Source organism: Acidimicrobiales bacterium (genome assembly GCA_041394185.1).
Lineage (GTDB): Bacteria > Actinomycetota > Acidimicrobiia > Acidimicrobiales > Poriferisodalaceae > JAAETH01.
In genome coordinates, this window is sequence record JAWKIQ010000005.1 from 234,319 (window position 1) to 256,411 (window position 22,093).

Genomic DNA, 22,093 nt, shown 5'->3' on the forward strand with positions numbered 1-22,093 from the left:
TCGGGGTCTAGGGGCCCAGAGTCGAGTGGCTGAAGGTCACCGGGCCCAACACCACACGCTGAAACAGCGGACGTTCCCAGCGATCGAACACCGCTGAATAGTCCGCGTCGGGGTAGCGCACAGACGCGACCTCGAACACTGCAATGGGTGTGTCCTGCGGCCAGAGCGGCCCGATCTCTTCATACGGCCACTGCGCTGCCGGGTCGGCTTGGGCCAAGAACGGCGCCACATAGTCAAACGCGGTCCGAAGCGACTGACCCGACGAGCCGGTCGCTGCGTAGAGGTCGGTGCCGTGGCTGCGCGCCACCTCGGCCAGGGTTGTCAGGGCCGAAATGTGGAACACCGAATAGAACAGCGAACGGGTGCGGTCGATCTCGGTGGACATCACTCCTGTGCTCGAGATGCGCTCGTCGATGAGGGTGCCGTACCTGTTGAACACATCGTCGAGCAGATCGGTTCTTCCTGCGAAGGCGGCGGCGACCGCCGATGCAGCCATGCGCCACGAATCGATATTTGCATCGGCATCGCCGGCAGCAAACGCGACGGCTGCTCGTTCGGCCCATTGCTCGAAGTCGGAGCGCTGTTGTGGTGTCCAGCCCGGATAACTCCAGATCAGATCCGCCCCATAGATGATGCCCGGCTGGGTGATATAGATCTCGATGTCACGAGACGTGTCGCTGACCGCCGGAACCCATCGGGTCTGGGGGTCGATGGCCCACGCATCGATCAGCTGGAGCGCCTTCTCGGCGTAAGCCCCGTCGCCGGTGCGACGGTAGGCCCAACCCAGCGAGACGAGGCCACGCGACAGTCGTTCCGCGGCACGATAGTCGTGTCTGTCGGCGAGATCGTCGAAGATCCCGTCTGAGGTGTAGGCACTGTCGGTGTTCCAGGTGTTGCCACCACCGTTGGCCACGACCGACAGCGGGCTCTGGCACAGCATTGCCTGAGCCCTGGACATCAAGTCGTCGACCGCGGCGCTTGATGCCGAAGCCGCGAGCATCTCGGCCTCAGGCAACAGCACGCCCCGGTAGGTTCGGCCGTCGGCATCGCCGGCCCCTCCCCTCACCGCAGCGACCGGAGGCAAACAGAGGTCGGATGGAGATTGGGCGGTTCTGGTGGCCAGACGATCGGCCGGTGTAACCCCGTCGGTGATGCGCAGATGATCGATGTCGCCGACCCACGACTGCGTGCCGTCGACGAGACCCCCGACGGTAAGGCGCGCCAGCTCAGATGAGATCAGTGGGCTCTGACCAGCAGCCGTCACCGAATCGATCAGGCTGCCGTTCAGCCACATCTCGATCGTTTGGCCATCGACTACCAGGGCGGTGTGTTGTGTGCCGGCCCCAGCCGGTGCTGCGATCTGCGACGAGCCGGACCCGACCCGCCATACGAGGTTGGGGCCTTCGCGCAGCAACATGAACGAGTACGAGCCTGCTGTGTCGGCGAGGGCGACAACAACACCGTCGTCCTGGTCGGGTGGTCCGGGATCGAGCCAGACCTCGACGGTGGTACGCCCCGTCTCGGCCAACCGGCTGGTCAGGCGAGACGCCGGCCCGGGTGTCGCGGCGACACCCGATTCGAACGCGACGCCACCGTTGGTCCACATCCACCCTGGTCCGTAGTAGCCGAAGAAGAGATCGTTCGGGAACGGCACCGGCGCTGAGTCGCTGGCGAATACATCGGACCCTTCACCAAAGCCGTACTCGGCTATCGGTGAACCCTCTGGGCTCGGCGGGGTCGAAGTCGTGGTCGTGGTCGAAGTCGAAGTAGTGGTCGTGGTGGGTGCAGCCGTCGTCGTGGTCGTCGTGGTGCCACCACCATCGATCGACTCGATCTCAACAGCCACAACCTTGGTCTTGGAACCACCATCAAAAGTCATGTCCAACAACCCATCAGACACAACCACATCAACAGTCCCAGACACCACCGGAACAGCCGACGACGTCAACACCCGATCATGAACAACAACACCCTCAACCTGAACCGAATGAGCAATCGAAGACGAATGAGCCAAAGACTCACCCACCAAAACCGTCACCCGATACACACCATCAGGAACCACAGCCCGCCACGACGCAGGCGAATCAACAGCCCGCCACACACCACCAACCCGCTCATAACGCGTCGTCGCATGACAAAACGTGTCCCAAACCTGATCAACCACCCGATCACGATCACCACACTGACGCGACAACCCATCCAACAACACCCACCCAAAACCACGCCCACCAGAAAACGCCTCACCCGAATCAGCCACCCAACCCGAAGGCACCACAACACCCGACGGCTGAAAATTGACCCTCAGCGCAACATCGGCCGCCAGCCTCGTCTCGGGTAACTCGACAGCGGCGGGCGCCCCAGGCGTGGCTGCGGTAGACATCAGCGTGACGACCGCGATCGAGCAGGCGAACAGATTGCGCAGGACCATCACGTATGGTCAGGTCGGCGGGGCAAACACGTGCCTAAGCCCCGCCTTCACCACCACGCGTGGCCTACACCCATACCGTGGCTACTCCACGTGCTTCTCGTGTGATTGTGTACCGTCGATCTGCCCAATGGGGTGGCCCGATCGGGCTGTTGGTGGCTCCTACACTCGAAGACGTGCGCATCACCATCACGTCACACGCCGGAGGACTGATCGAAACCACAGGCGGCTCGATCCTGTGCGACCCCTGGTTCAACCCTGCGTTCTTCGGCTCGTGGTTCCCGTTCCCTCGAACCGACACCCTCGACCTGAGCCTCATCGCCAAGCCCGATTACCTCTATGTCAGCCACCTGCACCTCGATCACCTCGACGTCGACTTCCTGCGCAACCACGTCGACAAGTCGGCCCGCGTCCTGCTGCCCCACTACCGGGTATCGGCGTTGGAAGACGCGCTCCGCGACGTGGGCTTCACCCACTTCGTGCACACGCGCAACGACGAGCCGGTCGAACTCGACGGTGGGCTCTCGATAGCGATCCGATCGCTCGCAGCCCCACACGTGGGACCGATGGGCGATTCGGCCTTGGTGGTGGCCGACAGCACCGCCGTGGTCTTGAACCAGAACGATGCTCATCCCGCAGACCTGGACATTGTCGAGCAGTTCGGCGCCTGCGACGCCCACATGCTGCAGCACTCGGGCGCCATCTGGTACCCGATGGTTTATGACTTCACCGAAGAGGAGATGAGCCGGCTCATCGGCGAGAAGCGGGCCAGGCAGATGCGCCGGGCAGTCGAGTTCATAGAAATGGTCGGCGCTCGCCACGTGATACCCACCGCGGGCCCGCCGTGTTTTCTCGACCCCGAACTGTTCCAGTTCAACGACTTCAGCGGCTCAGAACCAGAGACGGCGCCGACCATCTTCCCCGATGCGTCTGTGTTCATCGACTACATGCGCTCGGTGGGTCACGACGAGGGCAAGCTGATGATCCCCGGATCGACCCTCGAGGTCGGCGGCCCGACCGACGGGTCGTTGACCCACCCGATACCGGTCGAACAGGTCGACGCGATCTTCGCAGACAAGCGAAACTATCTGCTCCGCTACCAGCAGGACTGTTCCGAGCTGATCGCCGCCGAGCATGCGAGCTGGCCAACCGACACCACCGACCTCGTTTCCGAGATGGCCGAGTGGCTCGACCCCATCCTGGCGTTGGCCGACAAGACGGCCGAGGGCGTTGGCGCCAACATCGTGCTCGAGACCGACGACGGCGTGAGGATCATGATCGATCTGAGCCAACGACGCATCCGCGAAGCAGCCCCGGACGAGACCGCTCCTTTCGTGTTTCGAGCCCACCGTCCCCTGATCGAGTCCAGCGTGCGACGCCGGGTCGAGGACTGGTGCAACGAGCTGTTCTTGTCGTGTCGGTTCAGCGCCCACCGAGACGGCCCCTACAACGAGTTCGTGTACACGTTCTTCAAGTCGCTCTCGCCAGAACGCATGAGGACCGTCGAGGCGCACTACTCGGCCGAGTCGTCGGTAGGCGAGGTCGAATGGGTCGAGTGCGACGGCTGGGTCGTCCAGAAGCGCTGCCCTCACCAGAAGGCGGCGCTCGACCGAGTGGGTTCGGTCGAGGCGAACGTGTTGACCTGCGATCTTCATGGCTGGCAGTTCGAGCTGCCATCGGGCCGTTGCATCAACAGCGAAGGCGTGACGTTGGCCGTGAAGGGACCCGTCGAAGCAACACATGCCTGACGGGTCGGCGCACAGCGCTCGAGAACCACGGCTGGGCTACAGCCCGGCGATAGACGGATTCAGGGCCATCGCCGTCTTGGCGGTGGTTGCCTATCACTTCGACCTCGGTTGGGCCGCGGGCGGCTACTTGGGCGTCGAGGTGTTCTTCGTCATCAGTGGATTCCTGATCACCGCGCTGATGCTGGCCGAGCACCAGCGCACAGGTCGGATCGACCTGGCGAACTTCTGGTTGCGGCGCGCCCGACGCCTGCTGCCGGCGCTGTATCTGCTGATCATCGCCCTCGTGGCGTTCATGGTCGTGGGGCCATCTGACGAACTGGTCGACATCCGCGATGACGTGCTGGCAGCGCTGACGTACGTCACGAACTGGTTCCTGAGCTTCTCCGACCAGTCCTACTTCGAAGCGCTGGGTCGCCCCTCTCCCCTGCGCCACCTGTGGTCGCTCGCCGTCGAGGAACAGTGGTACCTGATATGGCCCCTGGTGTTCGCCGGCGGCCTGTGGGCCTCGCGGGGAAACGCAACCCGCCTGGTGGTGCCGATGGCCGTGGGTGTGGTGGCTTCGACGGCGCTCATGTGGGGCCTGTACGACCCGGACGCCGACCCCAGCAGGATCTACTTCGGAACCGACACCAGGGCGGCAGGGCTGCTGCTGGGCTCATTGCTGGCAGTGGTGTCGCCGCCATGGCGTATGACCGACAGGGTCGGGCCGCGGGCCCCGGCCGTCATGGACGCCGCCGCGGCGGCCGCCCTGGGGTTCTTGGCCGTGATGTTCTGGCGCCTCGACGAGCTGAGCCCGTTCCTTTACCGGGGTGGCTTTCTGGTGACCGGGCTGTTGACGTCGGTCGTGATCTTCGTGGTGGTTCATCCCGCCGCAGCGCTGATGCCGAGGCTCCTCGCAGCCAAGCCATTGGTTTGGGTCGGGCTTCGCTCGTACGGCCTGTACCTGTGGCACTGGCCGATAATCGTGTTCACCCGGCCCCGGCTCGACACCACTATCGACGGCTGGCAACTGCACGGGTTGCGCCTCGCTTTGGCGCTGGTGCTCACCGAACTGTCGTTCACCTACGTCGAAACGCCAATTAGAAATGGCGCCCTGGGCCGGGCCTGGCGGCGCTTTCGAGACGCCGGGGCTGCGGGCGCAAAGCCCGCCGTTGCGGTGGCCGCTGCCGCCTCGATACTGATCGCCGGCCTGACGCTGGCGCTGGTGAGGGCCGAACCAGCCGCCGTCGAGGCCGCCACCACCGACGACGTCGCCGACCTGATCAACCGGGCCTCGACCACTACCACCACGGCCTCCACCACCACGGACGCGGCCCCGTCTACGACCACCGGCCAGCAGACAACGTCGACCACCACATCGACGACTGAGCCAACCACCACCACCCAGGCACGCCTGCCGCGTTCGGTTGCGGTCACCGGAGACAGCGTCGGCATCACGATGGCCATCAACTTCCCGTCCGACATCGACAGCATCACCGTCGACAATGCGGGCGTCGAGGGATGCGGGGTCATCGAAAACGGCGTTCTGAAATCGAACGGGCGCACCATCCGCAACCTCGAAGCATGTACCGACCTGCCGGCACGCTGGGCGCGCGGCGCTGCCGGTAACGAGGTCACGCTCGTGACCATCGGTGCATGGGAGGTATTCGATCTGGTCGTCGACGGGCGCGAGATCGTCTTTGGCTCACCAGACCACGACGCAATCGTTACCGCTGGGCTCTCGGCCGGCATCGACGCACTGCTCGAAACCGGAACCGAGGTCGCGCTGATGGAGATCCCGTGCTGGTCACCCGTAGACGGCGGCGGCCTCGTAGCCCTGCCCGAGCGCGGCGACCGCCAACGCACCCAGCACCTGACCGAGCTGATTCGACAGGTCGCCAGCACCTACCCCGACGACGTCGCAGTGGTGACGCCACCGGCCGAATTCTGCACCGACGAGTCGGTGGGTGACGACGTCAATCTGCGGTGGGACGGAGTTCACTATGGCCCGCTTGGAGGCGCATTCATCTGGGCCAGAATCGAGCAGGCGCTGCTGGAAGTACCTGTCGACTACTGAGCCGGTGAGCCGACCAAGTCCACGCTGCGCCCGGTAGGCCCGAACCGGAGACCCCCATCTGGCGTGTCCGCCGGCGCGGCGCCGATCAAGAGGGTGACACCTTCCAACCCCAGCAGCGCTCCATCGATCCGGTACTGGGTCTCGGCGGGCCCCGACGCGACAACCTCGGCGGCGAACCCGAACCCAGCGACCTGTACCCGATAGCGCCCCGGCTCGACCGCGAACGTGGCCAGCGCCGTACCGTCGGTTGGGCGGGCCACCACAACCGCCTCGCTGGCAGAAGCAGAATCGGGGCCTTCGGGACCGCCCACGAGCAGCACCCGAACATCGGCGTCGGTTGTTACAGACGCGGTGATGACCGGCGCCGGGCTCTCGGCAACCCTCACATCGAGCGATGACACATGGTGACGCACCCGTTCTGGCAGCGTCGCAACCACAACGGCCCCATCGCCGGTAGCCACCACAACGCCCGCGGAGTGGGCCGCTGCTTCGAGCTCAGCGGCAACTGCCGCTGGGTCGACCACCCCAGACTGGATCAACATCGCAGCCAGCGCCGCAACGTGAGGTGCCGCCTGGGATGTACCAGACATGGTGCGAAGGCCGACGCCCGACCGGGCATTGGCGCCCACGATTGCAAGGCCCGGAGCGGCCATGTCGACGCACGGACCCTTGTTCGACCAACTGGCGTATACGTCGTTGCGACCCACCGCCCCGACAGTGATCGCCTCGGCGGCTCGCGCCGGCGACGTCTCACAAGCATCGTCTGCGGAGTTTCCGGCAGCCGCCACCACCACGAAACCAACAGCGTGGGCGCGAGCGATCGCAGCGTCCAACACATCGCTTGGTTCGCCTCCGATCGACATGTTGATCACACCGGGAGCCTCGTGATTGGCGATGATCCAGTCGACAGCTCTGGCAACGCCCGACGTGTGTCCCTGCCCGGAACAGTCGAGAACCCGCACCGGCACGATGGTTGCACCCGGTGCCACCCCAACCGTGTTGCCCGCCACCACCGACGCGACGTGGGTGCCGTGCCCATGGCAATCGGTGGTGCCAGAAGAGGTTTCGTCGAACAGGTCGAAACCGTCCACCACTCGACCCGCGAGCTGCTGGTGGTCGGCTCGCACACCCGAGTCGACGACAAAAATCCTCACCCCGCCACCGTCGAAGCGCGCCGCGAAGCGGCCATCTAGCTCGGGTGAGGTTTGATCCAGCCTGTCTACGCCCCACGGCAGCTCGTTCTCGGCGACGCCCACCTCGATGTCGCGTTCGACTATCAGCCGCGGGTCGGCCCGCAGCGTCTCGATCTGCTCCGCGGTCAGCTCGACAACCGCAGCATCGATCGTTTCGAGGCGCTCGATCGGCCCGGCGCCCACGACGGCCGCCACTTGGTCTGCCACCGTCGGTTGCGGGAAGCTGGCTGCCGTGATGGCGCCGCCAAGACGGGCGACAGCGGGGTCGACTTCATCGAGCGCCTCTGGAGACTCCATCACCACGTAGCGCTGCGGCTCGACCGAGGTGGCTTCGGAGCCGTCGGCAGGGGTTGCGCCCAGCGTCAAGGCCGAGACCGCGGTCGCGAACACCGACCCGGCCACCAACCGCAACAACCACGAACGCATTCCTCTCCATCGGAGAAACTGGGCCGGGTGTTATGGATCGGGCAGATGTGAGGCCGTCAGGCCCGCAATGATGCGCCGTGGGCCTTCTCTACAGCGTCGATACAACGTTGGCGGATCGCAGCGATATCCGAGTCGGTCAGCGTGCGGTCGGCCGCCTGCAGCCTGAGCGCCCAAGCGACGCTGCGTGCACCGTCGCCCACCTGGGCGCCCCGGTACACGTCGAACAGCTTGATGGCTGCCAGTTCGTCGGCGGCCGCTTGCACCAGCGTGGCCTCGACCGTCGATGCCTGGATGTCGTCTGGAACTGTGAACGCCAAGTCGATGTCACTCGTGGGCTGGGTGCTGACGACCACGTATGGCTTCGACTCGACCCTGGCACCAAGCAGGGCGGCCACCTCGACCTCGAGCCACGCGACACGCCCGGCAATCGACCAACTCTCGAGTGCGCCCGGGTCGACCTCGCCCAGGCGCCCCACGACGCGCCCGTCCAGCGATATCTCCGCGGCCCGGGTCGGGTGCAAGCCCAGCAGATCGTCCCGGTTGGTCAGGGTGGCGCCGTCAATTCCGACGCTGGCCGAAACCATGTCCCAAACGCGCTTGGCCACCGTGGCATCAGCTCCCGACACCGCAACCGCCAGCCAAGCGACCTCGTTGGGCAGAACCTCGCCACCGAGGGGAAGGCCAAAAGTGTTGCCGATCTCGAACAGCGAGACGTCGCCGCTGCGGTGCGAGTGGTTGTATGCGATGGTCGCCAGCATGCCGGGCAGCAGCGAAGGGCGCATGATCGACTCCTCGGCCGCGAGCGGGTTTCGCACCCTCACCACCGCTTCGAGGTCGAGCCCCGAACGCGACACCGCATCGGGCGACAGGAACGGCGAAGGCACTATCTCGTTGAAGCCGGCACCCGCCAGCGTGGCCTTGAGGGCGCGCCTGGCCTGCTGATCGGCCGTCAGGTGGCCCGCCACGGGCGACTTCGGAACGGTCTTGTCGATGGCTTCATAGCCGTGGTGACGCGCCACCTCCTCGATGACGTCGATCTCGACCTCACAGTCGGGTCGAAACGTCGGGATGGTGGTGGTGATGACCCCGTCGGCCAGTTCGCACTCGAATCCGATGGGCTCGAGCAGCGCAACGATCTGGTCGCCGCTGAGATCGGTACCCAGCATGTGGTTGACGCGCGCCACCCGCACCGGAACGACCGGCCTGGGTCGAAGGTTGCCCACCACGTCTATTGCGCCGCTGGCGACCGTTGCGCCCTGCTGCGACAGCAGAGAACAGAATCGGTTCACGGCATTGAGGTTGAGGTCCCAGTCGGTTCCACGTTCGAAGCGCGCCGATGCCTCGCTGCGCAGCCCCAGCGACGCCGAACTGACGGCTATCGAGCGTTCGTCCCACCAGGCCATCTCGAGCAGAACCGCCGATGTCGAGTCTCCGATCTCGGTCGAAGCCCCACCCATCACTCCCGCGATTCCGATGGCCACATCGTTTGCATCAACTATGACCCCGTCGGTCGCCCGGAGAGTGCGAGTCGCATCATCGAGAGTGGTGATTGTCTCACCCTCAACTGCACGTCTCACCCCCAGATGGCCGCCTGGCACCTTGTCGAGGTCATACGTGTGGTTCGGTGTGCCCAATTCGAGCATCACGTAGTTGGACACATCGACCACGCTATTGATGGGCCGCATGCCGCACAGGGTCAGCCGCATGCGCATCCAGATGGGCGACACCCCTACGGTTACGTTGCGCAGCACCCTGGCAACGAAACGACCGCACAGGTCTGGGTCGTGGATCGAGACGCTGGCGATATCTTCGACCCGCTCGCCGGTTTCGTCGACCTCCCACGCCGGAATGGCGAAGGGCACACCCTGTTGGGCAGCCAGGTCGCGCGCCACCCCCGCCACCGACATGGCGTCGGGGCGGTTGGGGTTGATCTCGAGGTCGTACAAGACATCGCCCGCCAGCCCCAGCTGAGCCATCAGCGGACGGCCCACCTCCATGTCGGACGGCAGCACGAAGATGCCCGCATGATCTGACCCGAGCCCGATCTCGGCCGCAGAGCACAACATGCCGTTGGACACTTCGCCACGCATCTTGCGCTTGGCGATCTCCATGCTATTGGGCATGACTGTGCCGATGGTCGCCAGAGGCACCAGATCACCGACCGCCATGTTGAAAGCCCCGCAGCAGATCTGCAGGGGGCCTCCGTCACCCGGATCGACGTCTACCAGCTGAATCCGGTCGGCATCGGGATGTGGTTTGAGATCGAGCACCCGCGCCACCACGATCGACTCCATCGGGTCGAACACATCCATCGACTCGACCGCCATGCCCAGCATCGACATCTGGTCGGCGATCTGAGTAGGCGAACCCTCGATGGGAGCGAACTCGCGAAGCCAGCTCAACAGAACCTTCATAAGTCTTCCTCAGAACTGGGTCAAGAAACGTACGTCGTTGGTGAACATGTCGCGCAGATCGCCGATGCCGTGGCGCATCAGGGCCAGACGGTCGATGCCGAATCCGAACGCAAATCCCGAGAACTCCTCGGGGTCGATACCCACGTTGCTCAAGACGTTGGGGTGAACCACTCCGCACCCGCCCAACTCGACCCAACCGGTGCGAGAACATGTCTGGCATCCCGCACCCTCACAGATCGTGCAGGTGATGTCGAACTCGGCCGAGGGCTCGGTGAACGGGAAGTACGACGGGCGAAGGCGGCTCTTGATCGATTCCCCAAAATACGCAGAAGTGAACTCGTCGAGAGTCCCGGCCAGATCGCCCAGCGTTATCCCCCGGTCGACCACCAAGCCCTCGATCTGGTGGAACGCGGGAAGGTGCGACGCATCTGCGGTGTCGCGTCTGAACACCCGGCCCGGGCACACCGTGTAGATGGGCGGCTCTTGTTTCTCCATCACCCTCACCTGCACCGGTGAGGTGTGGGTTCGCAGCACAACATCGTCGCCAGAGCCCAGGTCGAGATACAGCGTGTCCCACATCGAGCGGGCCGGGTGCCACTCGGGCAGATTCAGCGCCGTGAAGTTGTACCAGTCGGTCTCGGCCTCTGGCCCCTCCGACACCGTGAAGCCCATGCCGACGAACACGTCCTCGAGACGTTGGGTGGTCTGGGTCACCAGGTGCAGATGGCCGAGGTTGGGCTCATAGGGAACCTCTGTCAGATCCATTCGCTCGTCTTCGAGCTGCAGGCGCCGGGCGACGGCGGCCAGGCGCGTCCGAGCGGCGTCGAACTCGTCGCGCACCGCCTGCTGCGCGGCGTTGAGGGCCTGGCCCACGCCGGCGCGCTCGGACGGGTCGACCTGACCCATCAGCCGCTTCAGGCCGCCAAGCGCAGACTTCTTCCCGAACAACGTCGGCTCGACCGCCTTCAGGGCATCGAGGTCGGTGGCGGCTGCCACCATCTCGAGGGCCTCGGCGCGAGCGCTTTCGATCTGATCGTGCACTGACACGCCAAAGATCGTAGGGCACCAAACCCGTTCAACCTGTCGAGTTGCGACACTTCACCGGCAAGCACCACCACCCCGCCCGCAAATCGCGACAACCAGGCAGTGTCGAACGGCTCGGTTGTCGGCAGAATTGGCGAATCGTACCGCCGTGGGCATCGGGGGAACCTTGTACCAGGCAGCCGTCACCGCGATAACGCTCGCCCTCCAGGACCTGGTGACCCCAGCCGGTGTCAGAGTCATCGCCATCGACGGCAGAAGCGGGGCCGGAAAGTCCACGCTGGCTGCCCAACTGGCTCGACACCTGGGCTCGACCGTGGTCGAAGGCGACGACTTCTATTCGGGCGAGGCGATCGACCGCTGGCTCGAAATGACTCCGTCACAACGGGCCGACCACTGCATCGACTGGCGGCGGCAGCGACCCGTGCTGGAGGCCCTTCGACAGGGACGGCCGGCGCAATATCACGCCTACGACTGGGAGGCCTTCGACGGCAGCCTCTCGAGCGTGCCCACAACGCTCGAACCCACACCCACGGTGATCCTCGAAGGCGCGTATAGCGCCAGGCCCGAACTGTCGGACCTCATCGACCTCCGGGTTCTGCTGGACACCGACCCCCAACGCCGGCGGGCCCAGTTGCTGGACCGCGAAGGCGACGAATACCGAGACGACTGGGAACTTGTGTGGTCCTCGGCCGAAGAGCACTATTTCGGCGCCGTCATGCCGCCAGACGCGTTCGACCTGGTCGCCCGCCCCGACTGATCACCCCGGGGTCGCTCCGCTCAGCCCTGCTTCGCTCGCTCTGTACCCCCGGGTCGCTCCGCTCAGCCCTGCTTCGCTCGCTCCTCGTCCCTGAGGAAGCGGCGGAGGATCTTGCCAGAAGCAGACTTCGGAATCTCCGACCGGAACTCGACGATACGAATCTGCTTGTAGCTGGTGACCCGATCGGCCACGAAGCTCTGGATGTCTTCGGCCGATGCCTCGGCGTCGGGCTTCAACACCACGAACGCCTTGGGCAGCTCGCCGGCCTCGGCATCATCGACACCGATGACCGCCACATCGGCGACGGCCGGATGGGTCACGATGAGCGCCTCGAGTTCGGCAGGTGGCACCTGGAAACCCTTGTACTTGATGAGCTCCTTGACCCGATCGACGATGTACACGTGGCCATCGGAATCGATCTTCGCGACATCGCCGGTGTGCAGCCACTGATCGGCATCGATCGTGGCCGCGGTGGCCTCGGGGTTGTTCAAGTAGCCCTTCATCACCTGCGGGCCCTTGATCCACAGCTCACCCTCGCCGTCGATATCTTGGTCGTTGCCCTCATCATCGACGATGCGCACCAGGGTGTTGGGCATGGTGACACCCACCGAGCCGGCCTTCTGGTCGCCGGGCAAGGTTGCGTGCGTGATCGGCGACAGCTCTGTCATGCCATAGCCCTGGACCACCGAACAACCGACCCGCTGCTCGCACTCTTCCTGCAGATCGGCGCCCAGCGGGGCCGCGCCCGAGAAGATGAACTTCAGCGACGACAGGTCGAACTGATCGACGACAGGTTGTTTCGCCAGTGCCAGCACCATGGGCGGCACCGCATAGAAGGCCGTCACCTTGTGGTCTTGGATAAGGGTGAGGGCCTGAACCAGATCGAACCGCGGCAGGGTCACAACCGTGCACCCAGACGCCAGCACGCCGTTCATCAGAACCTGCATTCCGTAGATGTGGAAGAACGGCAGAACCGCCAAGGCCACATCCCCCTCGGAGTACTCGAGGGCGGCTTCGGCCTGCACCAGATTGGCCACCAGGTTGTGGTGGGTCAGCATCACACCCTTGGGTAACCCGGTGGTGCCAGACGAGTACGGCAACACGACCACGTCTTGCATGGGGTCGACGTCGACCTGGTCGATCGGATCGCCGAACAGGGCTTCGTAACTCTGGGCCGAATCGTTGTCGCCGATCGAGTAGACCTCGGTGACCGACGTGCCCTCGATTGCCGACATCACGGTCGGAATCGCCGCCGACACGGCTATGGCGATGGTCGCGCCCGAATCGATCAGCTGGTGGCGGATCTCGTCCGCGTTGTAGACCGGGTTGACGGTGGTGACCGTTCCGCCCGACCGGGCCACGCCATGAAACACGATCGCGTAATCGGGCATGTTCGGAGCGATCAGCGCCAGGGTCGAACCCTTGCCGAAACCCTTAGCCGCCAAACCACCGGCGAGCCTGGCAACCAGATCGGCGAATTCGCCGAACGTGACCACCCTGCCAGAAGCACCGTCGATCAACGCCGGCACATCGGCCTTGTGGGCCGCGTGACGAAGCACGTAGTCGGTGATTGACATCACGGGAAGTTCGCGGTCTTCGAGCTTGCTCGGATGAACGATCATCATGCCCCCAGGGTCGGTCTTCGCTGGCAGACGATGTTATCGACGTGGCCGGCTCATCGAGCCAGTGAGTGCATCAAGATGCCTGCCGTCACGGCGACGTTCAACGACTCGACCAGAGGAGCCATGGCGATGCCGACCGTCGCATCGATTGCGCTGCGAGCCTGCGCGCTCAGGCCCGCCCCTTCGGCGCCGAGCACCAGCGCCAAACGCTGCCCGGGATCGATGGAGGTGACCTCGGTCGACGGATTCATGTCGGCACCCACAACCGTGAAACCCGCAACGCCCAGGGCCTCGATGGCGTCAGAGACCTCGATGTCGGCCAGAACGTCTACGAGACCGATGGTGCCAGCCGAGCCTCTCACCGCCTTGGGCGACCACGGGTCGCCACAACCCGAACAAACCACGACACCGCCCCACCCCAGCGCCGCACCGGCCCGAACGATGGCGCCCACGTTGCCCGGGTCTTGGACCCCGTCCAGAACGACAACGCGGGGGTGGGCCACCACGGTCTCGAGCGCGGCCATCTTCAGCTCGACAACAGCCAGAACACCTTGAGGGCTCTTCGACTCGGCGACCGATGCCAGAACAGAACGGTCGAGCTCGTAAACGGCCGTCGTGTGCGGCAGCTCGAACGGCAACGACTCGACCGGGTGCTGCTCGTCGACGAACACCGCCCTCACCCCAGCGCCGGCGGCGACCAGGGTCGACAATGCACGAGGCCCGTCGACGACGAACACCTGCTCGTCGCGACGGGCCTTGCGGCTATTAGTCAGCTTGCGCAGCTCGACCACGCGACGATTGGACGCCGCCAGGTGCTGCGGAGAGCTCAACCCTGGTTCGCCTTGGCGACCTCGACCAGCTTGGCGAAGGCTGCCGGATCGGCGATGGCCATGTCGGCGAGGACCTTACGGTCGACCTCGACACCGGCGGTGTGCAGCCCGTTGATGAACCGGCTGTAGCTGAGGCCGTGCTCGCGGGTCGCGGCGTTGATCCGCTGAATCCAGAGCTTGCGGAACTCACCCTTGCGTGCCCGCCTGTCGCGGAACGCATACTGACCCGAGTGCATGAGCTGCTCGTTTGCAGCCCGGTACGAACGGCTCTTGTTGCCGTAGTAGCCCTTGGCCTTCGCGAGGGTCGTGCGGCGGTGTTTTCTCGAGGCCACAGAGCGCTTGACGCGTGCCATCGGTTCTTCCTTTCGATCTTGGAGAAGTTGGCGCTAGATGCGCCGGGAGTGGGGCGGCGCAGAGCGCCTATGGGTTGGCTCAGCGACGACCGAGCATGCGGTTGATACGCGCCTCGTTTGCCGGGGCGAGATCGACCTCGCCGGCGAGCCGGCGCTTGCGACGCGAGCTCTTCTTCTCGAGGATGTGGGCGCGGTTGCGCTGGCGCCGGCGCAGCTTGCCAGAACCAGTGGTCTTGATGCGCTTCTTGGTGCCTCTGTGGGTCTTCATCTTTGGCATGAGCATTGCCTCGTGTCTTGATGGTGGCTTGGGGTGGTGTCCTCGCGTCGTGGCGAGAACCCGGGCCCGCTCGTGACGATCGGGCGGACGATGCAAAGCACCTGCCGCCGGATCTGATGACGAGAACGGTTGTGATTCGGTTGATCAGTCGCCGGTTGCGGCGGAAGCCTCGGCTTCGGTCTTGTCCTGTTGCTCGGCCGTGTCGGTTGCCTGGCTATCGGCTTCCTTCTTGCGTGCCGATGCTTGCTGGGCCCGCTTGTCGGGGCTGAGCACCATCGTCATGTTTCGACCGTCGAGCCGCGGGTACTGGTCGACCTTGCCGACATGGCTGACCGCTTCGGCGACCCGGTCGAGGATGTCTCGCCCGAGTTCTGGGTGTGCCATCTCTCGACCGCGGAACATGATCGTCAGCTTGACCTTGTGACCATGGCTCAAGAACTTCTCGACATTGCGTGTCTTGGTGTTGAAGTCGCCGACGCTGATCTTGGGCCGGTACTTCATCTCCTTGAGTTCGGCAGCACGAGACTTGCGGCGAGATTCCTTGGCTCGCTGTTCGGCCTCGTACTTGAACTTGCCGTAGTCCATGATCCGACACACCGGCGGGTTTGCCTGGGCTGCCACCTCGACGAGGTCGAGTTCGGCGGCACGGGCGATTGCCAGAGCCTCGGGGAGCGGCTTGATGCCGATCTGGTCACCGTCGGGGCCGACCAGACGGACCTCGCGGGCCCGGATCCGTTCGTTGCGACGGGGTTCGTCTTCGTTTGCGGGTGCTATGACAAGACCTGCTTGTCCAAGGGACGCCTCCTGAGTGTCCGTTATGTGCAACTCACCTGGCGACGAGCGGGCTGGGCCCGAAACGAAACCAGGCGGACTCGAAGAAAACGAGCCCGCCCACGAGACCGTTTGAAACGGTCACACAACAGAAAGCCACGAGGGCTTTTCTGTAGACCTGGCGCACTCGGCGTGGCCAGGTGGGGGCGCGGCCCCGCTTGCCTCAGTTGTCCGGTGTCCTACCCTAGCAGCTGCCGGCGACAATTCGCCTCTCCACAACGGAAGGACCGCTCAGATGAGCCTTTGGACACCAGACGGCGAGCACGAGGTACCGGGCGATGCTGCCGGGCAGCCAACCGAGCCCGAGCTGACCGCCGCCCAGGCCGAGGCACTCGAGGAGGAGCTGGCGCGAGCACAGGCCCAGCTGGTCGCTGCACCGGTCGAACAGGTTGTGGCCAACCACGTGATGGGGCTCTTCGAGTTGGCCGCGCTGCACCTGCGCACCGGCAGCCTCGACAAGGCCCGCCTGCCGATAGACGCCATGGGCCTGCTTGTCGACAATCTGGGTGATCGCCTCGCCGAGCACCAGACCCTGGCTGCGGCCCTGACCCAGCTTCGTATGGCCTACGTCGAGGTCTCGACCGCCATGAACGAAGCCGAAGACCCCGACGAACAAGACTGAGCCTTCTAGCAGCTAGCCAATCTGCGTATGAGCGCCCGCAGGGCGCGAACTAGCAGCTCTACCCAGACGTAGTGAGGAGCCCTCGGCGACGAACGGCAAAGACCAATCTGCGTATGAGCGCCCGAAGGGCGCGAACTAGCAGCTAGCCAACCTGCGTATGAGCGCCCGAAGGGCGCGAACTAGCAGCAAGCTAAGGCACGATCTTGGCGATGCCCATTTCGAGGATGTCGGTGGCACCACGTTCGACCAGTTCTGGGATCAAGATGTTGATCTTGTCCTTCGACACCACCGTCTCGACCGCATAACCGGCGCCGCCGAACAGCTCGTTGACCGTTGGCACCTTGGCCGACGGCAGCACCTCTATGACAGCCTGCAGTGCGTCGGCCGGGACGTTCATCTTCACCAGTACCCGCCCACGAGCGTCGAGAACACCGTCGAGCAGGGTCTTGATCTGCTCCATGGCCTTGCGCTTGTCGGGGTCTTGGTATGCCTCGGGGTTGACGACCAACTCGGTGTAGCTGGTGAGCATGGTGTCGAGGATGCGCAGACCGGCGGCCTTCAGAGCCCGACCGGTCTCGGTTATGTCTACGACCACATCGACGATGTCTGGGGCCTTGGCCTCGGTGGCACCGTACGACAGCTTGATGTCGGCCTCGATGCCGGCATCGGCGAAGTACCGCCGGGTCAACTCTGGATACTCGGTCGAGACCTTGACACCGTTGGGCATGTCGGTGACCGCCTGCCACGGCGAATCGTTGGGCACCGCCAGCACGATCCGAACCGGCTTGGAGGTGTTCTTCGAGTACTTCATCTCGCCCAAGGACACGACGTTGGCCGAGGTCTCCTCGATCCAGTCGCGGCCTGTGATGCCCATGTCGAACAAGCCGTCGGAGACGTAGCCACCGATCTCTTGTGGCCGCAGGATGCGCACGTCCGCGACCCTGGGGTCGTCGATTTCGGCCTTGTAGTCGACGGAGCTGCTGCGGTTGACGGCCAGGTCGGCCTCTTCGAACAGCTGAAGCGTCGCCTTCTCGAGCGACCCCTTGGGCAGGACAAGTCTGAGCATGGTGTCCCAAGCTAGCGCCTTGTAGCAGTCGCCCAATCCGGACTTTCGACCTCGACGGCCGGGCCTTTGGGCTAGACGATCTTCGAATCGTGTTTGCCCCAGTACTTGTCGCGCAATAGCCGCTTGTAGAGCTTGCCCGTCGGCAGCCTGGGTAGCTCGTCGAGAAAGTCGACGGTCTTTGGACACTTGAAGTGGGCCAGATGTTCGCGGGTGTAGGCGATGATGGCGCGTTCGAGGTCGGGGCCGGCCTGAACTCCCTCGGCGGGCTGCACCACGGCCTTCGCTTGTTCGCCCATTTCGGCGTCGGGCACACCGAACACGGCCACGTCGGCGACGTCGGGGTGCAGCACCAGGCAGTCCTCGACCTCTTGGGGGTAGATGTTCACACCACCCGAAATGATCATGTACGCCTTGCGGTCGGTCAGGAACAGGTAGCCGTCGTCGTCGACGTAGCCGACATCGCCGAGGGTTGCGGTGTTGGCGTCGAGGTGGGCCTCGGCAGTCTTTTCGGGTGCGTTGTGGTACTCGAAGTCGGCGGCGCCGCGGAAGTAGACGGTGCCGATCTCGCCTGCGGGCAAGATGGTGCCGTCCTCGTCGGCGATGACGATCTCGCAGTTGCGCGGCTTGCCCACCGTTCCCGGCTTGGTCAGCCACTCTTCGCTGGTCACGATGGTGCTGCCCATGCCCTCGGTGCCGGCGTAGTACTCGTAGAGGATCGGCCCCCACCAGTCGATCATCTGGCGCTTGACCTCTACCGGGCACGGCGCGGCGGCGTGGATCGCGACGCGGTGAGCGCTGAGATCGCGTCCGGCGCGTTGAGATTCGTCGAGCTTGAGCATCCGCACGAACATCGTTGGCACCCACTGGCTATGTGTAACCCGGTATCGGGCCAGCAGGTCGAGCGAATATTCGGCGTCGAACTTTTCCATCATCACCACGGTGCCGCCGTGGCGCTGGGCTCCTGTGACGAAGGCCAGCGGGGCCGCGTGATACATCGGCGCCGGCGACAGGTAGACCATGTCGGGGCCATAGTCGTAGTTGGCTACCAACCCAAGCGCCCTGGCGTCGGGTTGGGAGGGGTGGGTGCCCGGAAGGGCGCGCAGGATGCCCTTGGGGCGTCCGGTCGACCCAGACGAGTACAGCATCGTGGAGCCCATGGTCTCGAGCTCTGGGTCGAAGCGATCGGCCGCCGCGATGGCGGCTTCGTAGTCGTCGAATCCGGGTGCGGCACCTTCGGCTCCGGCCAGCAGCCAGGTGTCGACGGCTGGTGTCTCGCCCAGCGCCTGAACCTCGGACGCGACCGCGTGGCGCGCCGCCGACGTGACCACGGCCTTGGCCATGCAGTCGTCGACGATGTAGGCGACCTCGGGAGCCGACAGGTAGCTGTTGATGGCGGTGACGTACAGCCCGCTTCGCAATGCAGACCAGACGACCTCCATGAAGCGGATCTGGTTCTCCATGAACAGGGCGATGTGGTCGCCCTTCTGCAGACCAGAACTGACCCAGAACGACGCCAGCCTGGACGAGCGCTCGTCCAGTTCGGCATAGGTCTGGGTTTCTCCGGTGCGGCCCATGATCACCGCCGGGTGATCGGGCTTTTCCGCCGCATGGACTCCTGGATACATGGTCCCCCTAGATGTGTTGCGACGATCCCCAGGTCAGGTCTCGCCGAATACCCGCTTGATAATCGTCATCGCGTCGACCAGAGCCAGCTCGTCGTCGAACACCTCGGGATGATCGGCCGCGTACTCGTGCGCAGCGATCATGAAGCCCTTCAGCAGCGACACCATGAAGTCGCTTCGACGCCTCACCAGCTCGTCCGAGGGTGGGTTCAGCTCGAGCAGCGCTGTTGCGTCGGCCGCTATGAGCTTGGCGTAGAACGGGTGGCCGATCACCGCATGTTCGAAACCGGCGCGCGCCGGATCGTGCGACATGGTCACGTAGTTGCGGCTGAGGAACATGCCGATGAGATCGATCGGGTCGTGTTCGCCCTTGTCGATCAAGGCACGCAGGTCGGAGGTTTCGGCCCGATGGTTGAGTATGGCCGCCTCGATCAGTTGCTCCTTCGAATCGAAGTAGCGGTAGAAGCTGCCCAGGGCGATCCCCACCTTGCCGGTGACGTCGCTGACGGTAAATCCCTCGATGCCGTGCGCGGCGATCAGCTCCGTTACAGCGTCGACGAGAGAGAGCTTGATGTCCTCGTGGTGAGCCCCCTCCCCCATGAGGAGCGAGCTTAGCCGTGTGGCCCGGCCGCAGACCTATTCAGCCGGTCAGGCTCCAGGCGGGCGCACGGCCACCCCGGCATCCAGCAGTGCCTGCTTGGCCTCGGCAACCGTGTGTTGCCCGAAGTGGAAGATCGATGCGGCCAAAACCGCATCGGCCTTGCCCTCGACGGCGCCGGCCACCAGGTGCTCGAGCGTTCCGACACCGCCCGACGCGATCACCGGCACATCGACGGCCTCGGCGATGGTGCGCGTCAGCTCGAGGTCGTAGCCGGCCTTCGTGCCGTCACCGTCCATCGACGTCAGCAGTATCTCGCCGGCGCCGAGCCTGGCCACTTCGACAGCCCACTCGACAGCATCGAGCCCGGTGTCCTCTCGGCCACCCTTTACATAGACATGCCAGGCGCTGGTGTCGCCCACCCGCTTGGCGTCGATGGCCACCACACAACACTGGCTACCGAACTCGTTGGCGATCTCGGAAACCACCTCGGGGCGACTGACAGCCGCCGAGTTGACCGAAACCTTCTCGGCCCCGGCCCGCAACAGGCGCCTGGCGTCTTCGACCGTGCGCACTCCCCCGCCGATGGTGAAGGGGATGTGCAACTCCTCGGCTGCGCGCTCTGCCAACTCGACGATGGTGTCGCGGTCGTCGGAGCTGGCGGTGATGTCGAGGAACACCACCTCGTCGGCGCCTTGCTGGTCATAGCGAGCGGCCAGTTCTACCGGGTCGCCCGCATCGCGCAACTCCACGAACCGCACACCCTTGACCACCCGGCCTCTGTCGACGTCGAGGCAGGGAACGACCCTGACGGTCTTCATGACGTTCCTTTCGATGCGGCGACGGCGGCATCGATCGAGATGGTGCCGTCGTGCAGGGCCTTGCCGACGATGACCCCGGCCAGCGTCTTGCCTTCGACCTCGACACGCACCAGGTCGGCGATGTGGTCGGTGCTGCCAACCCCGCCGCTGGCGACAACAGCCAGATCTGTGGCCGCCAACACCGCAGCTAGCCCATCGAAATCGGGGCCGTGGCCCATGCCGTCGTTGTGGATCTGGGTGACTATGACGGCGTCGGCGCCCACGTCGGCGAACCGCGGCAGCAGGTCGAAAATCGACCGGCCGCTGCCCTGTTCCCAGCCGCGGATGGCCACCTCGTCGCCCTTGACGTCGAGGCCGACGGCGACGCGATGCCCGCCGGCCGCCAGTCGATCGACTACGTCGGGGTTCTCGACGGCGGCGGTTCCGACGACGCAGCGGGTCACGCCCACGTCGAACAGGGCCTTCGCCGCATCGACCGACCTGACACCACCGCCCGACTGCACGGGCACCGACACGGCAGAAGCGATCGAGCCGATGACGTCGAGGTTCGTCGCCACCCCCGACCTTGCCGCGTCCAGGTCTACGACATGTATCCACGGTGAACCGGCCGCCTCGAACGACAACGCAACCTCGACCGGGTCGGCCTCGTAGCGGACCTCGCGGTCATAGTCGCCCTGCAGCAACCGCACGCAGCGCCCGTCGCGCAGATCGATGGCCGGGAACAGCTCAAACACGGGCACCCGCAGACACCTCGGACACGAAGTTGGCGATGAACTGGCGTCCGCGATCGCCCGACTTCTCGGGGTGGAACTGGGTGGCCCACAGCTTGTCGCCCTTTTGGACCATGGCGGTCAGATCGACCCCGTACTCGGCTGTGGCGACGATGTATTCGGGCTCGGTATCGGCGGCGTAGCTGTGCACGAAGTACATCCACACCTCGCCGTCGAGCCCCGCGAGCAGGTGCGATTCGGGGCGCTCGATGTCGAGGCGGTTCCACTGCATGTGTGGCCTGGGCAGCCCTGGCGGTATCAGCCTGGACATGCCGGGTATGACCCCCAGCCCTTCGACCCCGGGGGCTTCCTCGGAACCCTCGAACAGCATCTGCATGCCCACACAGATGCCCAGGAACGGACGATCGGAATGCACCGCATCGAGCGTCACGTCGAACATCCCCGACGACCTCAACTGTCCGATGCACGACCCGAAGTGCCCCACGCCGGGCAGCACCACACCAGCCGCCTCTGCGATGAGGCCCGGGTCTGAGGTCAGCCTGGCGTCGGCACCGGCGCGCTGAAACGCCTTCTGGGCCGAACGAAGGTTGCCGATGCCATAGTCGATGACGGCAACCAAGGGCGCGTTCTGGTCCGCCGTGCGGCTCACAGCATCGA

Annotated in this window: 19 protein-coding genes; 4 read left to right on the forward strand and 15 right to left on the reverse strand. The window is 64.8% G+C overall.

Annotation, left to right across the window (positions count from 1 at the left end):
- Nucleotides 1-7 precede the first annotated feature (7 nt).
- Nucleotides 8-2,164, reverse strand: a complete 2,157-nt coding sequence (locus R2770_21185) for an alginate lyase family protein (GenBank protein MEZ5282977.1) — start codon at nt 2,162-2,164, stop codon at nt 8-10.
- Nucleotides 2,165-2,601: 437 nt separating this feature from the next.
- Here R2770_21185 and R2770_21190 point away from each other — a divergent pair, with 437 nt between their 5' ends.
- On the forward strand, nt 2,602-4,173 hold the full coding sequence (locus R2770_21190) for a Rieske 2Fe-2S domain-containing protein (GenBank protein MEZ5282978.1): 1,572 nt from the start codon (nt 2,602-2,604) through the stop codon (nt 4,171-4,173).
- Nucleotides 4,166-6,229: an acyltransferase gene (locus R2770_21195; GenBank protein MEZ5282979.1), complete on the forward strand. Its 2,064-nt coding sequence runs from the start codon at nt 4,166-4,168 to the stop codon at nt 6,227-6,229. Before R2770_21190 ends, R2770_21195 begins: the two co-directional genes overlap by 8 nt.
- Here R2770_21195 and R2770_21200 read toward each other — a convergent pair.
- The 3 genes from R2770_21200 to pheS are packed head-to-tail and all read right to left on the reverse strand — an operon-like array spanning nt 6,223 to nt 11,309.
- On the reverse strand, nt 6,223-7,848 hold the full coding sequence (locus R2770_21200; GenBank protein MEZ5282980.1) for a S8 family peptidase: 1,626 nt from the start codon (nt 7,846-7,848) through the stop codon (nt 6,223-6,225). The genes R2770_21195 and R2770_21200 overlap by 7 nt on opposite strands.
- Before the next feature lie 56 nt (nt 7,849-7,904).
- Nucleotides 7,905-10,262, reverse strand: coding sequence for a phenylalanine--tRNA ligase subunit beta (gene pheT / locus R2770_21205; GenBank protein ID MEZ5282981.1), 2,358 nt, complete (start codon nt 10,260-10,262; stop codon nt 7,905-7,907).
- Between the two features lie 9 nt (nt 10,263-10,271).
- On the reverse strand, nt 10,272-11,309 hold the full coding sequence (pheS, locus tag R2770_21210) for a phenylalanine--tRNA ligase subunit alpha (GenBank protein MEZ5282982.1): 1,038 nt from the start codon (nt 11,307-11,309) through the stop codon (nt 10,272-10,274).
- A 145-nt stretch (nt 11,310-11,454) separates the two neighbouring features.
- On the opposite strand from pheS, the gene R2770_21215 reads away from it, so the two are divergent.
- Nucleotides 11,455-12,063 carry a hypothetical protein gene (locus tag R2770_21215; protein MEZ5282983.1) on the forward strand — a complete coding sequence of 203 codons (609 nt, stop codon included), beginning with the start codon at nt 11,455-11,457 and terminating at the stop codon, nt 12,061-12,063.
- 62 nt (nt 12,064-12,125) lie between these two features.
- Here R2770_21215 and R2770_21220 read toward each other — a convergent pair whose 3' ends face one another.
- From R2770_21220 to infC, 5 genes are all read right to left on the reverse strand, one after another.
- Complete coding sequence (locus R2770_21220) at nt 12,126-13,688, reverse strand: AMP-binding protein (protein ID MEZ5282984.1); 1,563 nt, start codon at nt 13,686-13,688, stop codon at nt 12,126-12,128.
- A 50-nt stretch (nt 13,689-13,738) separates the two neighbouring features.
- Nucleotides 13,739-14,515: an RNA methyltransferase gene (locus tag R2770_21225; protein MEZ5282985.1), complete on the reverse strand. Its 777-nt coding sequence runs from the start codon at nt 14,513-14,515 to the stop codon at nt 13,739-13,741.
- Nucleotides 14,512-14,868: a 50S ribosomal protein L20 gene (rplT, locus tag R2770_21230; GenBank protein ID MEZ5282986.1), complete on the reverse strand. Its 357-nt coding sequence runs from the start codon at nt 14,866-14,868 to the stop codon at nt 14,512-14,514. The genes R2770_21225 and rplT overlap by 4 nt, the downstream gene beginning before the upstream one ends.
- A 79-nt stretch (nt 14,869-14,947) precedes the next feature.
- Nucleotides 14,948-15,145: a 50S ribosomal protein L35 gene (rpmI, locus tag R2770_21235; GenBank protein ID MEZ5282987.1), complete on the reverse strand. Its 198-nt coding sequence runs from the start codon at nt 15,143-15,145 to the stop codon at nt 14,948-14,950.
- A 144-nt stretch (nt 15,146-15,289) separates the two neighbouring features.
- The gene (infC, locus tag R2770_21240; GenBank protein MEZ5282988.1) at nt 15,290-15,970 is read right to left on the reverse strand and encodes a translation initiation factor IF-3; all 681 of its coding nucleotides are present in this window, start codon (nt 15,968-15,970) and stop codon (nt 15,290-15,292) included.
- A gap of 241 nt (nt 15,971-16,211) precedes the next feature.
- Between infC and R2770_21245 the strand changes: the two genes are divergently transcribed.
- Nucleotides 16,212-16,598 carry a hypothetical protein gene (locus tag R2770_21245; protein MEZ5282989.1) on the forward strand — a complete coding sequence of 129 codons (387 nt, stop codon included), beginning with the start codon at nt 16,212-16,214 and terminating at the stop codon, nt 16,596-16,598.
- A 190-nt stretch (nt 16,599-16,788) separates the two neighbouring features.
- Here R2770_21245 and hisG read toward each other — a convergent pair whose 3' ends face one another.
- From hisG to hisH, 6 genes are all read right to left on the reverse strand, one after another.
- Entirely contained in the window at nt 16,789-17,664 is an 876-nt protein-coding gene (gene hisG / locus R2770_21250; GenBank protein ID MEZ5282990.1) for an ATP phosphoribosyltransferase, read from the reverse strand.
- A gap of 71 nt (nt 17,665-17,735) precedes the next feature.
- Nucleotides 17,736-19,289, reverse strand: a complete 1,554-nt coding sequence (locus tag R2770_21255) for an AMP-binding protein (GenBank protein ID MEZ5282991.1) — start codon at nt 19,287-19,289, stop codon at nt 17,736-17,738.
- 33 nt (nt 19,290-19,322) lie between these two features.
- Nucleotides 19,323-19,886, reverse strand: coding sequence for a TetR/AcrR family transcriptional regulator (locus tag R2770_21260; protein ID MEZ5282992.1), 564 nt, complete (start codon nt 19,884-19,886; stop codon nt 19,323-19,325).
- Nucleotides 19,887-19,934: 48 nt separating this feature from the next.
- The gene (hisF, locus tag R2770_21265) at nt 19,935-20,705 is read right to left on the reverse strand and encodes an imidazole glycerol phosphate synthase subunit HisF (protein ID MEZ5282993.1); all 771 of its coding nucleotides are present in this window, start codon (nt 20,703-20,705) and stop codon (nt 19,935-19,937) included.
- Nucleotides 20,702-21,445 (reverse strand): 1-(5-phosphoribosyl)-5-[(5-phosphoribosylamino)methylideneamino]imidazole-4-carboxamide isomerase, encoded by a 744-nt coding sequence (gene hisA / locus R2770_21270; protein MEZ5282994.1) that lies wholly within the window; start codon nt 21,443-21,445, stop codon nt 20,702-20,704. Before hisA ends, hisF begins: the two co-directional genes overlap by 4 nt.
- Nucleotides 21,432-22,085 (reverse strand): imidazole glycerol phosphate synthase subunit HisH, encoded by a 654-nt coding sequence (gene hisH / locus R2770_21275; protein ID MEZ5282995.1) that lies wholly within the window; start codon nt 22,083-22,085, stop codon nt 21,432-21,434. The genes hisA and hisH overlap by 14 nt, the downstream gene beginning before the upstream one ends.
- Between the last annotated feature and the right edge of the window lie 8 nt (nt 22,086-22,093).